The sequence below is a fragment of the Acidilobus sp. genome (genome assembly GCF_049973875.1).
Classification (GTDB): domain Archaea; phylum Thermoproteota; class Thermoprotei_A; order Sulfolobales; family Acidilobaceae; genus Acidilobus.
The window spans coordinates 53,693-67,122 of sequence record NZ_JBMFJI010000002.1 but is presented as its reverse complement, the minus strand read 5'-3'; the positions used below and the strand labels follow the sequence as shown (position 1 = coordinate 67,122).

Annotated in this window: 12 protein-coding genes and 1 tRNA gene; 6 read left to right on the top strand and 7 right to left on the bottom strand. The window is 55.9% G+C overall.

Annotation, left to right across the window (positions count from 1 at the left end; all coding sequences use genetic code 11):
- Positions 1-11 precede the first annotated feature (11 nt).
- The 3 genes from ACP5H1_RS01370 (at position 12) to ACP5H1_RS01360 (ending at position 2,449) form a co-directional block, all read left to right on the top strand.
- Positions 12-89: transfer RNA gene (locus tag ACP5H1_RS01370), tRNA-Glu, on the top strand.
- Between the two features lie 126 nt (positions 90-215).
- Positions 216-1,442, top strand: coding sequence for a hypothetical protein (locus ACP5H1_RS01365; RefSeq protein ID WP_427970879.1), 1,227 nt, complete (start codon positions 216-218; stop codon positions 1,440-1,442).
- Between the two features lie 53 nt (positions 1,443-1,495).
- Positions 1,496-2,449: a hypothetical protein gene (locus ACP5H1_RS01360; protein WP_427970877.1), complete on the top strand. Its 954-nt coding sequence runs from the start codon at positions 1,496-1,498 to the stop codon at positions 2,447-2,449.
- Here ACP5H1_RS01360 and ACP5H1_RS01355 read toward each other — a convergent pair.
- From ACP5H1_RS01355 to ACP5H1_RS01345, 3 genes are all read right to left on the bottom strand, one after another.
- On the bottom strand, positions 2,435-3,379 hold the full coding sequence (locus ACP5H1_RS01355) for a heterodisulfide reductase-related iron-sulfur binding cluster (RefSeq protein WP_427970875.1): 945 nt from the start codon (positions 3,377-3,379) through the stop codon (positions 2,435-2,437). The genes ACP5H1_RS01360 and ACP5H1_RS01355 overlap by 15 nt on opposite strands.
- Entirely contained in the window at positions 3,376-3,699 is a 324-nt protein-coding gene (locus ACP5H1_RS01350; RefSeq protein WP_427970873.1) for a 4Fe-4S dicluster domain-containing protein, read from the bottom strand. The genes ACP5H1_RS01355 and ACP5H1_RS01350 overlap by 4 nt, the downstream gene beginning before the upstream one ends.
- A 65-nt stretch (positions 3,700-3,764) precedes the next feature.
- Positions 3,765-4,547 (bottom strand): radical SAM protein, encoded by a 783-nt coding sequence (locus ACP5H1_RS01345; protein WP_427970871.1) that lies wholly within the window; start codon positions 4,545-4,547, stop codon positions 3,765-3,767.
- 129 nt (positions 4,548-4,676) lie between these two features.
- Here ACP5H1_RS01345 and ACP5H1_RS01340 point away from each other — a divergent pair, with 129 nt between their 5' ends.
- Positions 4,677-5,522: a hypothetical protein gene (locus ACP5H1_RS01340; protein WP_427970869.1), complete on the top strand. Its 846-nt coding sequence runs from the start codon at positions 4,677-4,679 to the stop codon at positions 5,520-5,522.
- On the opposite strand, the gene ACP5H1_RS01335 is transcribed toward ACP5H1_RS01340, so the two are convergent.
- Entirely contained in the window at positions 5,455-6,324 is an 870-nt protein-coding gene (locus ACP5H1_RS01335) for a hypothetical protein (protein ID WP_427970867.1), read from the bottom strand. The genes ACP5H1_RS01340 and ACP5H1_RS01335 overlap by 68 nt on opposite strands.
- Positions 6,325-6,683: 359 nt before the next feature.
- Here ACP5H1_RS01335 and ACP5H1_RS01330 point away from each other — a divergent pair, with 359 nt between their 5' ends.
- Positions 6,684-9,617 carry an adenosylcobalamin-dependent ribonucleoside-diphosphate reductase gene (locus ACP5H1_RS01330; RefSeq protein ID WP_427970865.1) on the top strand — a complete coding sequence of 978 codons (2,934 nt, stop codon included), beginning with the start codon at positions 6,684-6,686 and terminating at the stop codon, positions 9,615-9,617.
- A 213-nt stretch (positions 9,618-9,830) separates the two neighbouring features.
- On the top strand, positions 9,831-10,367 hold the full coding sequence (locus ACP5H1_RS01325) for a signal peptidase I (protein WP_427970863.1): 537 nt from the start codon (positions 9,831-9,833) through the stop codon (positions 10,365-10,367).
- Here the strand turns inward: ACP5H1_RS01325 and ACP5H1_RS01320 are convergent.
- From ACP5H1_RS01320 to ACP5H1_RS01310, 3 genes are all read right to left on the bottom strand, one after another.
- A complete protein-coding gene (locus ACP5H1_RS01320) occupies positions 10,364-12,403 on the bottom strand; it encodes a DNA topoisomerase I (protein ID WP_427970861.1) in 2,040 nt (679 codons plus the stop codon). The two genes, ACP5H1_RS01325 and ACP5H1_RS01320, sit on opposite strands and share 4 nt — an antisense overlap.
- A gap of 170 nt (positions 12,404-12,573) precedes the next feature.
- The gene (locus ACP5H1_RS01315; RefSeq protein WP_427970859.1) at positions 12,574-12,930 is read right to left on the bottom strand and encodes a hypothetical protein; all 357 of its coding nucleotides are present in this window, start codon (positions 12,928-12,930) and stop codon (positions 12,574-12,576) included.
- Positions 12,931-12,948: 18 nt separating this feature from the next.
- Positions 12,949-13,248: a 50S ribosomal protein L21e gene (locus ACP5H1_RS01310; protein WP_013266345.1), complete on the bottom strand. Its 300-nt coding sequence runs from the start codon at positions 13,246-13,248 to the stop codon at positions 12,949-12,951.
- Between the last annotated feature and the right edge of the window lie 182 nt (positions 13,249-13,430).

Here is a 13,430-nt window from a genome sequence, read left to right as displayed (position 1 = left end):
GGTACCAAGGTGCCGCGGTAGTATAGCCCGGCCCAGTATGCAGGCCTCTCGAGCCTGTGACCCGGGTTCAAATCCCGGCCGCGGCACCACCCTCACGTCAAAATGACGTGGCTAGCCCAGCAGTCGTTCGTCATAATTTAAAGTCATAGAGGTCCAGCCCTTTTATTTCTCCTGCAGCACCTTACCGGTGAGCAGCCAATTATGGCGATACCGGCATGGATGCCAGGGACTTTAATAAGCTGCTCATTTCATTAATTGGATTTAACCTAACAGTGCTCTCAGTCATGGTCTATGGAGCTGACGGCACGGACGTTAACATAGGTAGCTTCGTGGGGTACCCCTTCCCCTACTATGTTCCCTATCCAGCTGCCGCGGCAATAGCATTCCTGCTCTTCGCGACGGGCATCAGCATGATGCTGCTGTCAGGAGTTGTAGTTAACAGAGGGCTGGAAAACAAGGTGGTGCTAATCTCGGCGATAATAGCCGGGGCCTCGGCCTTCACGACTCTTCTGACATATTTACACGGTAAAATAATAGTAAGCGGGGGCCGTGAGGACTCCTATATAATTCAGTTGGAGTCCGCCAAGGAACTGCTCAAAGGCCTGAACCCCTACTTGGTTAATTACTCAAGCGTCCTGCTATCGAGGACCGCCGTAAACAAGTTGACGCTTATCTACAAGGCGGGACCCCCATATAATGCCTCTCACGCCGTGGGCTTCGTTTCGTCGCTCGACTATCCAGCGTTCTCCTTCATTTACTACATTCCGGCTGTGCTACTGCGGATACCAGGTAATGTCTGGGACTCGGCAGTCCTCGGGGCCGCACTGGCAATTTTATATTTAAGGCTCAAGCAGGCTGGAAGGGACATCTTCCCCTTAGTAGTGGCGTCGGGAGCGCTTTACATGATAATGGACCCAGCGACCTTTGATCCCATAACTGGCTGGCTTGCGCCGGCCATTCTAATGGTTGCGTTCGCAGATAATCCAGTGATAGCTGGAGTCATGATAGGCCTTGCAGCCTCATACAGGCAGTACGCGGCTGCTCTGGCCTTCGTCTATTTTCCGCTGTCGCTTCGAAGGCTTGGCAGGTCAAGGACCATGAAGGGCGCCCTCTCAATGTTAGCTACCGCCGCCATAATTAACCTGCCTTTCCTTGTCAGCTCCCCGCGCGTTTTCATAAGTGGTGTCCTGCTCCCAGCAAGACTTGACCTGGACCTGGAGGGCTTCGGCATCTCAAGCGTCTACTTCATATCACACCTGACGTTGCCAAGGTTGTGGCTTGAGGTCACAGCATTCGCAACCCTTATGGTGGGTTCGGTGCTTACTTACTCATTTTATGATGAGCTGGAGGCCACGGCATTCGTCTTTCCAGCGCTTGCCTTCTTCATTTATCACGCCCCCTTTACTCCTACTGGCTCTGGTTCCCCTTCGTTGGACTTCTAGCATCGCTCGCTAACGTGAAGGGCGATGGCAGTTCTTTGATTAGGTCCATTTCGTTGGAGGGCCTGGGCATAGCTTCAACTATAGCAGCCATTTCAATTTATGCCAGCGGGGTGCTGAGTCTACTTACTATTGCTGTACTTTTGATGTCATTAACCATGACGGCCCTGCTGCCGCGGGCCGGGGGCCTCTTAAGGTCTAAAGGGTCGCTGGACGTTATGATCGCCACGCTCGTGTTGCCCATGGGCCTAGGCCTTGTGGCCCTCGTCGCAAGGAACTACATATCATGGCCCGTCGTCATGGTCTCAAGGGTGGCCAGCGGGCCGCCCGCTTTAATCTATGACCTAAGCAGTGGGCTGCCGTTGGCCTTCAGATCCTTTGAGTACGGTACGCTTTGGCCTTCTAAAGCAGCTGGCCTTCCTCTGACTTTAGCTCTGGTGGCCTCAATGACCAGCGCCCTCGCTCTGCTCTCGGCTATGCTCTTCGTGTCTACACACAAAGATAACCTTACGCTGCTACGCGCCGCCGCCCTAATGGACGGCGCCGCCGCTATACCATTATTGACTTCTGGGCCCCTGACGTCACTCGCCGCCTTAATTGTAGTCATAGCTATGGCCCTTTACGTTAGCAGGGGGCATCGCAGCATAGTGGCTTCACTCATGCTGGGAGCGGCCACATTCCTTACCCCTGCAGCTCTGTCCCTGTGGATAACTGGCGTAACCGCTAAGGTTAGAGGGGGGCGTGACCGCATGATTAATGCCATAACCTATGCGATCTCCGCGGCCATAAGCATCGCCATAGGAGTACATTTTAACGTGTCGTGGATCCTTGAACTGTCAAGCCTTCCGTTGGCCCTCATCTCATTAGTCCTAGCCGTTGCACTTCCATTAGCTTACATAGCCGCCTCGCGCGCCAATAGAACCGCCCCCCTCATCGCTGCTATACCATCAGCAGTATTAGGTCAAGGAATCGTTGCAGCGTCGCTAGCCATGGCGTCACTGCTTGACTAAGCCGTTCAGGACCAACGCTATATCTACTACAGATCCCCCGGCCCGCCTGAGGTTACTTAGGCATATGGGACACATGGCTATGGCCACGTCAGAGGCCTCCCTGAGCTCCCTAACCCTCCTCGCAGCTATGGCCTCGGCCAGGCCGGGCGAGAGGGATTCCACTGGCCCGCCGCAGCACGAGGTCCTGGTGCCATGATTCCTTGGCTCCACCAATGAGACGCCCGCCCCCTTAAGCAGCGACCTGACCCTGTCGGCGAGCCCCAGGTCCCTAGCATATATACATGAGTCGTGAATGGTGGCTTTAATCTGGGTGGACGGCTTAGGTTTGACCACCTCTAAGTAGCTGACAACTTTAACGTCAAGGCCTACGAGCTCCCTGTAGTGCATCAGGGTGAGGGTCGTGTGCGGATCTATGGTTATTACAGCCTCTACTTCCCCCTCGGACTCTATGGCCTTAGCTACCTTCGTCGCGTGCTCCATGAGGCCGTCAGCTATCCCATAGTCAAAGAGCAGGGCGCCGCTGTACATGTCTGAGACCTCAGGGTCGTACATGAAGTCTACCTGCGAGTTGACCAGCAGCGAGGCTATAGACCTAAGGATCCTGTTATATTCTTCCACCTCGTGGGGGTCGGGCCTGACAAGCCCCTGAAGGTAAGAGGGCCTCAGCTTCGCGAGTCTTTCAGCAACGTCAAGCAGGTTAGATAGTCCCCGTGACTCCATGAGGCTGAGGAACCTCACCGTCGCATTGATGTAGGGCACCAGCTGATAGAGGGCCCCCGTGAACAGGAGATACCTGCCGCCCCCTCTCTTCAGGTCGAGGCCCCGCGACCACTGTGAGGCGAAGCCGGGCGGCGCTGGCACAGGGTAACCTGTGAGAAGAGTGTACGTTCTCATGAACCTGAGGACAGAGGAAATCTTAAGCCCCCTCATCTCGTTCTCACCGCCGCGTTAGAGCTAATCACGGAGTCGCCCCACAGCATTGTCCTGGCCATCCTCATTAGGTCCCCAACCCTGATCCTGGCAGGGCATACTGTTGAACAGGCGTTGCATAGCAGGCAGCTGTAGAAACTTGACAGCACCTCGTCGCTTAGGCTCGCGCGGCCCTCCAGGAGCTCCCTCAGCAGGGTGACCCTGCCCCTGGGACCGTAGCCCCTGTGCGGCCCAAAGGGCTGGGTAGGACACACGCTCTCGCAGAAGCCGCAGTACACGCACTTGTTGGCCTCGCTTAGCAGCTGGTCCCTGTAGCTCAAGCGCCCTCTTGTCTTACAGTGGCCTCGCCCCTATTCACGCTTCCGTACTGTCGACCGCCAGGGATTCATACCATGCTCACAGGTATGTTGTCCGGGGTCACGGCCCTCCTAGGCCTTAGCCCCAGCCTCCTGAGCTGCTCCTCAACGTGCCTGTAAAGTATGACGTACTCCCAGTCCACGTCAGCAAGCCTCTCATCTATTGAGGTGAGCCTCCTCACGAAGTCCCTTATGGAGTTGTCGTCGCTGAAGCCTATCATGGCAGCCGCGTAGACCTCCCTGCCGGGCTCCAGGCCGGCCGAGACCAGGTTCTCAATGGCCCTGAACTGAAGCTCAAAGAACTCAGCCCTGGCCCCCGTGAGCCTGTGGAACTCCTCCGCGTTGGCCCCCTTGAACGACACCCTGACCACGACGTTCGGGTGGGCTGCGAGATCCTTGGCGTATGACGGGTCATTTCCTATCAGGAGGCCGTTGGTCTCAAGTATGAAGGTTATCCCCCTCTCGTCAAAGAGCTCTATTAGGTCGAGCAGGTGCCTCCTGCTTATGGTGGGCTCCGCGCCGCTCAGCCTGACCTGCGTGAAGCCCTTGGACTTGGCTATTGAGTATATGGCATTGAAGGCCTGCTGAGGCGTCATAAATTTACCAAGGGAGACGTTGTCCCTGAAACGCCAGCTCCAACAGAAGCCGCACGAGAGGTCGCAGCCTATGACGTCGCCGGTGGCTATGCCGCCATACCACCTATCAGCCCTGAACCTATAGTATAACCTCTGCTCCACGTCGTTAACCTCCCTCGTGACCAGCCTCCTGACGGCCTCAGCCCTCTGAAGGGGATCGTAGCCCTCCTGGCTCAACCCCGCTCGCTTGCCTGTACTGTGTTGACGGTGGCCTAAACGCCTGAAGTTTGAACCGCGACGGCTAAAGGCCGCGGAACTGCTAGCCCTAATTACCTTTCCTAGACCCAGACATGGTGGATGTGGAACTTGCCCAGGGGCAGAAGGAAACAGCGCGCAGAGGAGCCTCAGGACGCTGCCGCCGCCCAGAGAAGGCGCAGGTCTTCAGCTGTCAAGAGGGGCACCAGCGAGGAGGACGTGAAGGCCATTGCCGAGTCCCTGTCCTCAAGGCTGATACCGACCTTAGGGCTTGACCTGATAGGCCTGCAACCTGCTGACATAAAGGACCTTGTATACTCAATTGTAAGCTCTCTGGCTGAGTCCAGGTCCTCCAAGTTAACTGAGGAGGCTGCCATGAAGAGGATAGTGGCCATGAGGGACAACGTACTTAAGGCGGTGTCGGCATCGCTGCTCTCAAGGGGGCAGCACCTGACCAGGGAGCAGCTGGAGTTCATAGTTGCCTATGCGCCCGAGATGGCTGGCAGGGCGGCCCCCTACCTGTACAGGGAGGCCCTAAGGCTGAAGGCGGACGACATAATTGACAGCCTTAGGTCCCTCTGGTCCCAGTACGGTAACCCAACGCCTGTCGAGTGCCCCAGGTGCGGGTTCAGGGCCGTGACCCCAGACCTCACCTGCGCGGTCTGCGGCGCTGAGCTCAGCGAAGGTGAGATTAAGAAGCACATTGAGCTCGAGAAGGTCCTCGAGTCCCTGGCGACGAGGCTTCACCCAAGGCTAATAGAGGAGATAGTGTCTGCCGGCTACGTAGTGCTTGATGATGACGTGAAGCCCCCCAGCCTCGCCCCCAAGCAGGGCTACGCGCTGACCCTGCACCTGAACAGGTCTGAGAGGGAGCTCCTGCAGAGGCTCCTTAATAGCCAGGGCCAGGCCCAACGGGCCGGGGACCAACATTTACCCTCAGGCCCTCAAGTCCCATAGCCTTGCAGTACCTGCACACGCCCCCCTCTGAGGCGCCGCCGCAGACCGGGCATGTAGATGTAACTGAGGCCGCTAAGCGCTCTATGAGCTCTTCAGAGCTGTGGTCCAGCTCCGGCCTCCCGGCCACTGAGAGGTAAATGCCCTTAACCGTAATCGTTGCCCTGCAGGCCGGCCGCACCTCGCTAAACCCCTCCAGGAACTCCGCAGCCCTCACAGCTTCGTCCTCGAGCCTGTAGAAGGCATTTACAACCTTAACCTTGCCTACGGTGAGCACCTCTAGGGACTCCGTGCGCCCTATCCCTCCATCTGTCATGAGGGACTCGAGGAGCACCAGCGTTGAGGTGGTCCTGGCCAGCGGCATGACAATTATATCAACTCCCAGCTGCTCTGAAGCCCTGAGCGACCACGACCTGTCGTACCTGACACATGAAATAATTCCTGAGCTCTCAGGAGGAGGTGGGTCAACAGCCACGTTAACCACTTCAGCTGGCTGGGGCAGGCCCTCAAGGAAATTCTCAAGCCCACGGTAGAAGCTGGGCAGAAGCACGTATACCTTAGACTTAAACTTACGCTCCACGTGCGCCAATACCTTAGCCGCGAGCATGGAGCTTGACGGCGAAAACGAAGTTATGGGCACGGCGAACCTGCTGTCCTCCCTGGCGGCCGCCCTGCCGAGGGTTTTGGCCATAGACCTCTCAAGGAGCCTGAAGAGGCATCTGTCACACAGCTTTTCGCCGCTGGAGGCCCTATAGTACTTTGCCTGCCTGATGTCGCAGACGCTGCAGGTTCCTGGGAGCTCCAAGGCTGGCCGCACGGGCTTTAAGTTTCAGTGAAAGTTATAGGTATTCGGCGGGCCGTGTGGATAGCCGAGTTATGCCCAACCTAAAGAACTGTCGCCTCAGAATGTAACTGGGGCTCAAACTATGCTGCCCAAGAACATCAGCGACACTGCATATGATAATACCGCAGTGACCTACGAGTCATACCGAGACTCCTCTCATCGCTGCGGTGGCTACGGTTTGACAAATAATCAGCCATGCCTTTGTAGTTTCTTGTCTAATTTTGCCCAGATGATTTTGCGGTCCCTCCCACGCAATGGTAGCTGTAGAAGAGCCTCCGCTGACACCCCTCTGTTGCTAGCTACGCTGAGGTGAAGATATAATGAGCAGTGATGCGAAGCAGCTGGAGCTCATAAGGGCCTCGCTGACAAGGCCCGAGCTTGAGAATGAAGCTAAGAAGCTGCTGCTGCTAGACATATACTCAGAGGTCAGGCAGGCCTACAGCGGTCGCGCCCCTAACGGCGGCAAGATCTCAGAGCTTCCCTCGTGTGTAAACAGCTTATGCGAAGACGACATGAAGTTTACCTACAATGCAATCAGGGTCCTCATGAGCAGGTATATGACTAAGGACCTGAGGGGGAGGTACATAGAGACCCCCTCAATGGTAATGAGGAGGGTGGCCCTGGGCTTCAGCAGAAGGGTTGACCCCGACGCCCTCTATAAGGCTATGATAGAGGGCAGGTTCATGTTTAACTCGCCGACGCTCTTCAACATGTACGCTGACGGCGCGAGGGGCGCCCTGAGCGCCTGCTACGTGACCCCGGTGTATGACGACATGAGGGACATAATGGATGGCCTCACCGTCCAGGTCATGACGTTCAAGTACGGCGGCGGCGAGGGCTTCAGCTTCTCGGAGCTGAGGCCAAGGGGCGACGTGGTAGCTGGGACCAGCGGCGTGGCCAGCGGCCCCCTGAGCTTCATGAGACTCTACGACGTCTCAACAGATGTTGTCAAGCAGGGAGGCAAGAGGAGGGGGGCTAACATGGGCATCCTGCACGACTGGCACCCCGACCTCTACAACCCAGAGTACGACCCCTGGAAAGCCCTGGCCTCCCTGCTGCCTCCGCAGGTGAGCGCAATACTGGAGCAGTACAGAAAGACCTTAGAGCAGCTTGAGAAGGACGGCTACTATGAGGTTGATAAAACAGCCCTTGAGGCGCTGACAAAGCTGACCTCGGGCTGGCAGAGCCCTGAGGAGGCCGGCTTCATACAGGCCAAGAGGGCGCCAATGCAGGATGCCTTCCTGACCAACTTCAACATAAGCGTTGGAACGCGCGACGCGTTCATGGAGGCTGTCATAAACGGCGAGGAGTGGTGGATGGTAAACCCGAGGTACAGTGATGAGGGTGATGGAATCTACAGGCTTCACTACTCAGTCTCAAGGGCCACGGGCGAGGGAAGGGCCCTAAGGGTGCTCAGGGAAAACAGGATAGAGACCCCCTACATGAATGTGTTTGAGGAGGTCATTGAGAGGGCGAAGTCAAGGATACCTAAGGACGTGGACGCCTCAAGGAGGAACCCGCACGGCTGGCACTACCCTGCCAGGAGGCTGTGGGAGGAGATTGTAAGGGGCGCCTGGGAGGGCGGAGACCCAGGCATGATATTCCTTGACAACCACAACAAGTGGGTCCCAACTCCATGGCTAGGGGCCGTGGCGGCCACCAACCCGTGCGGCGAGGAGCCGCTGTACCCCTATGAAAGCTGCAACCTGGGGTCCCTCAGCCTTGACAAGTACATCAGAGACGGCAAGTTTGACCTGGACTACTTCGCCAAGGATGTAGACCTAGCAGTTGATGGCCTTGACGCGGTAATAGATTACAACAGGCAGCCAGACCAGAGGCAGGACTTGGTTAACAAGTTCACAAGGAAGGTGGGCCTTGGGATAATGGGACTTGCCAACGCCCTGACCAAGCTCAACATACCGTATGACAGCGAGGAGGCCGTGGCGTTCACTATGATAGCTATGGCAATGATAGAGGCTGAGGCATGGAAGAGGAGCTGGGAGCTCGGCTCCAAACTAGGCCACGCCCCAGCGTTTGAATGCAGGAAGTTCGACTGGAAGGAGCTGAAGTGCGTGGAAAAGGCGGATCCAGAGGAGATGGTGAACCTGCTAACTCCAGCGCTGCTGAAGGCCGCTGAGGTGGCAAGCATAAGGGATGGCTACCTGACGGTCAAATATCATGATGTGAAGCTTAGCGATTACATAATAAGCCAACTGGAGGGTGAAAGCGCGAGGAGGGTCTCTGCCGACGGCTCCGTGAAGCTGCTGAAGCTTGAGGTCCTGGAGAGGGTACTGAGGGACGTGTTCGGCGTAACGGAGGAGACCCTCTCGGAGGCCGAGAGGATGAGGCCGCAGGAGCTGGCCGCGAGCCCGAGGCACATGTTAGCCATGGCCATATATGACCCGGCCAGGCTCTGGGATGCCCTGAAGGGTTACGGCAGGTCCCTGGGAGCCAGGGCGCCGAGGCACACCGCGGTGAACACCACCGCGCCAACGGGCACTATCTCTATAATCGCTGGCACCACGAGCGGCATAGAGCCGTACTTTGCCCTGGTGTACCTCAGGAGAGTTACAATAGGAGAGCTCTGGGAGGTTGTCAGGGAGTTCAGGGACAGGCTATACTCTGCTATAGCTGAGGCGGGGGCCCCCGCCGAGCTCGGAGAAAAACTGCTTGAGGCTATATCAAGGCATAAGGGCAGCCTAAGGTGGGCGCTGGAGGACGTCGAGAAGGCCATAAGGGACACCCAGCTGCAGGAGGTTGACGGGAAGATAGTTAAGGCCAACTGGGATGCCGAGAGACTGATATCGAGGATTAAGGAGCTGGCCAAACTCTTCGCCACCAGCATGGACTTCGACGTGTGGTACCACATAGCCCACCAGGCGGCGGCCCAACTCTACACGGACCAGGCCATAAGCAAGACCGTGAACCTGCCCAAGGACGCCAGCGTGAACGCGGTGGCGACGGCCTACTTAACCGCGTGGCTCACAGGCCTCAAGGGGGTCACAGTCTACAGGGATGAAAGCAAGGGCGTACAGGTCATCTACTTCGGCGGGCAGCAACGCGAGCTCAACAGGGTCCCAGTGAAGCTGCTCAAGAAGCCAAGCATGAGGATGGCACTAATAAAGAGATCCATGAACGCTGAGGAGGCCTTAGCTGACGAGAAGTTAGGCGGCCTCTTCAAGATAAAGAGGGATAGCAACATTGTGGAAGTTGAGTCTGATGAAAATAGCACATGTAAAACCTGCAGCCTCTGACCTGCTGGCTGAGCCTTGAGTCAGCTCACAGCCATAGCCACCATCTCTCGTCCTTTTATATCTCCATGAGCATAGCTGGCACGCTGACCGTGCCTTATCTCACACAGAAGCTCGTGAGGACCTTGCGCATATGACGTTGCTGAACGTCGGGTGCTAGTTACACCGCTAACAAACGATTTTAAGGGCTCTGAAGTAAGCTCCCTATGAGCTGTCATGTCCCAGAGCTCCAAGGCTGGACGGGAGGGCCTGGAGGCCGCCTCCTTAGGGCTCGTCGCCCTCATCATAGTTATAGTAGCGTTAACGTCGCTTATAGCGTACTGGCACGTGGCATACGGCCTTCAGGCTGTTGTAGTTGATGGCAAGAGCATGTTACCAACCCTTCAGACTGGCGACGTAGTGTTTATAGAGAAAGTTAATCCTGCAGACATAAGGGTTGGTGACGTAGTAGTATACAAGTTTACGGGTAACTTTTACGGCATATATCTTGACAACGCGCTCGTAATTCACAGGGTCATCTACAAGTACTATCATAATGGAATACTATGTTTCGTCACCAAAGGAGACAACAACCCGTTCCCTGACCCAGGTTACCCATCGATATGCGGCACTGTTGACATAGATGGCTATGAGGTCGGCGGAACTCCATACTTTTATGTTAAAGGAGTGGTTATAGGCGGCCGGCACCCCCTGGTGATACCTTACATAGGTGGGCTCTCGCTCATGTTTCATCCCTCGTCACAACAGCCCTAGGGCCTCTCCTTCCCTGATATCATTAGTGCGGCCACGTCCCTAACCCATTTGCCTGCCAGTCTGTTGTTGGAAATTTTCCTGAGGGCCTCCTCCTTGCTAACTCCAAGCCTTCTGGCAACCTCATCTATGCTCTCCTCCAGGTTACTCTTGGCGGCTAGGTGTAGCTCGCAGAGGCTCTGGCCACCTGTTGGCCTTCCACATATGGCGCACCTGCTCCTGGGCCTGACTCTACCTATGAACTCTGCCAAGTAAGTACCCATCGCCTTTATATTGTTATTGTCTAGCTGTCTATCAACCAGCTCTGATATGTATTTCTTAGCCCTGCTCACCACCTCCTCCCTGCTTGCCTTCCCCATTGATATTTCATCAAGCATTCTCTCGAAGTCCCTGGTCAGTGAGACGCTCATCAACTCAGGCGCTACCTCGCTGAGCACCTTGTAAACTGCGTAGCCAAGGTCCGTTATCTCAGCGTATGAACCCCTAGATGTTATGAAGCCTCTCTTATAGAGAGTCTCTATAATCCTAGCCCTGGTGCCCTTAGTGCCCAGGTCGTTGGCCTCCATCCACTCAAGCAGGGAGAGCCTGCTGAGCCTGAGCCCAGGACCGCTCCATGAAACCTTGACGGCTACTGACCTAACTAAAGGCCTGTCTCCTCTGTTGAGCGTGGGAAGCTGCGTCTCATTGAACCTGTGGAATGGATAATACTTAAGCCAGCCCCTCTCAGCTACGTTCAGCCCCCGGGCCTCCCACCTCCTTGCCTTGACATCAGTGAGCACCGCCGACACAGTATTTATCGTGGCCGGCGGCGCAAAAGTGGCCATGAATCTCCTGACAATAAGGTCATACACAGCTTCATGAAGTTTGTCAAGCCTCGTAGGCTGCTCACCGGTGGGGTATATGGCTGGGTGCGCAGGGTCGTCGGCGGGTCCCTCCCGCGGCCTCAGAACCCCTCCTGTCTCCCTGAGCAGGTCCCCCACGAGCCCCCTGTATTTGGGCTGCCTGCCTATGCTGTCAAGCACTTCCCTGTAGTTAAGCGTGGGGGGCAGCTTCTCGCTGTTGGTCCTTGGGTAGCTTATCAGGGCAGCCAGGTAGAGGTCCTCCGCTACCTCCTGTGCCTTATATGGGGAGAGGCCATAGATCCTTGCGGCCTCCTTCTGCAGGTCTGTTAGGTTAAAGGGAGGCGGCGGCCTGACGCTCTCTGAGGCCCTGCTAAGTGATATCACCTCCATGTACGTGCCCTCCCTTACTTCCTTAGCGACATCCCTGGCCTCCGTCACTGTGTTAACGGACCAGCCCAGCGGGTATGCCGTGAACTCGACACCCTTGTGGAGCAGCTTTGCAGTCACTGAGGGCTGAGGAACCGGCACGTGCGTATTTATTTTGACCCACCTCCTCACGGCCTCCGCTAGAGTTGGGGTCTGCACGCGGCCCGCGCTAAGGGAAAGCCTTTCACCCGTCACCTCCCTATACGATTTCATCAATAGCCTTGAGATGTTTATGCCCCAGAGCCAGTCAAGCTCCGCCCTAGCTATACCTGCCATAGCGTTGTTAACGTCAAGCGGCTGAAGCCTCTTGAAGGCCTGCCTGAGCTCCGCTGCGGTCAGACTAGAGAACTTCATCCTCTTGGCCCTCGACTTGTCGCCGAAGGCCTCTATTATCTTGTAGCCTATGGTGCTTCCCTCTATGTCATAGTCGCACGCATTTATAAAATACCTAGCCTTGGGCACAAGCCTGGAGAGAACCTCATAATAGGGCCTCAGGTACTTCGACCTCCTGTCAAAGCGCCAGAGGGGCTCCCACCTTATCATAGTAACTGGAAGGCCCTCAACGTCGGTTGACGGTCCAAACATGTGCCCTGCACTTGAAACTATGACTATGTTAGCGCCGTTCACATTAAGTATGTAAACAGGGACCCTGCCTATGGTGCATCTGAACGGGCTCCCGAGCGCATGAGCGATTTTGTCAGCCGCTTTGGGCTTCTCAGCTATTATAACGTCATAGTACTGCGGTATGTTGCAGTCCCTGCTGGAGCGCAACCTAGCTACCCTACATTAAGTTAAGGGCCCAAAATGGGAAGAAAAGGAGATAAGGAGCCCTCTAAGGTAAGAGCGCCGCGCAACGGCTTCCGCTTATCCTTATATGGGGCCGTCAGAACCTGATCCAAGCCATAGCCAGATAGACCTATGACCTGTCTATAGGCCAACGCTTACTTTGAAGGCGACTGAGGGCACACCTTGGAGAGCGCTTCCTTAACCTTAGCTAAGAGCTCCTCTTTTATTTCAAGACCTTCCTTAGAGCTAAGTATTGCATTTATATAGCCATCCTCGTTGGGGCACATATTGACAAGCTGCACGGCGAGGTACTCATCTAGGCCCTCCTTGACCAGCGCGTCTACCGCCTCCCTGGCCGCTGCCGGGTCTGTAGTTCCAAACAGCTTGAGGTACTGCCACGTCCTATCCTGAGTCGGGTTTAGAGCGCCGCCACTTTCGGCGATTCTGTCTTCAAGGATCTTGCGCGCTTCAGCGTAAGTCAGGTACCTCCTGCTCTCTATCCTCCTTAACATGGTTAAGGGGCACCTCCCTCAGGCCTTAAGGGGCCTGAGGTGAGCGGCGTACGTTATTATAGTCTTCACGCTGTCGCCCACAGGAACAGAGACCACGTAGGCCCTGCCTCTGACACCGACTATAGTGCCTGTAAGTCCGTGGTAGCGCCTATGGGGCATACCTTTGTGGAACGAGGGATCTATCTTTATGGCCACCTTGTCACCCACTTTATATGGATAAAACATCACGCTGGCCCTTGGTATCGCGCCCTTCTCACGCACGTCCTTGGTTAAGAGCTTCCTTGTCCTGTGCCTGTAGCCCTTAGGCGCCTTGACCATGCAGTGCCACCAAACCTTCTTTTACCTGCCTTTAACTATTTAAAAGCGTTGTTGCCTGTTTACCTACTTACTTTATGCCAAGAGATTCTATGGCTTGACTTTATGACTTAAGCGAAGTTACGCAGTTGACAGCCTCCAGGCGCAGCGCAAACGAAGTCAACCGTTCCATGTAATAGGACCTG

Excerpts from the sequence above, each read along its gene's own strand:
- ACP5H1_RS01365 (WP_427970879.1), top strand. The coding sequence starts at position 216 with ATGGATGCCAGGGACTTTAATAAGCTGCTCATTTCATTAATTGGATTT.
- ACP5H1_RS01355 (WP_427970875.1), bottom strand. The coding sequence starts at position 3,379 with ATGAGGGGGCTTAAGATTTCCTCTGTCCTCAGGTTCATGAGAACGTAC.
- ACP5H1_RS01330 (WP_427970865.1), top strand. The coding sequence starts at position 6,684 with ATGAGCAGTGATGCGAAGCAGCTGGAGCTCATAAGGGCCTCGCTGACA.
- ACP5H1_RS01325 (WP_427970863.1), top strand. The coding sequence starts at position 9,831 with ATGTCCCAGAGCTCCAAGGCTGGACGGGAGGGCCTGGAGGCCGCCTCC.
- ACP5H1_RS01315 (WP_427970859.1), bottom strand. The coding sequence starts at position 12,930 with ATGTTAAGGAGGATAGAGAGCAGGAGGTACCTGACTTACGCTGAAGCG.
- ACP5H1_RS01310 (WP_013266345.1), bottom strand. The coding sequence starts at position 13,248 with ATGGTCAAGGCGCCTAAGGGCTACAGGCACAGGACAAGGAAGCTCTTA.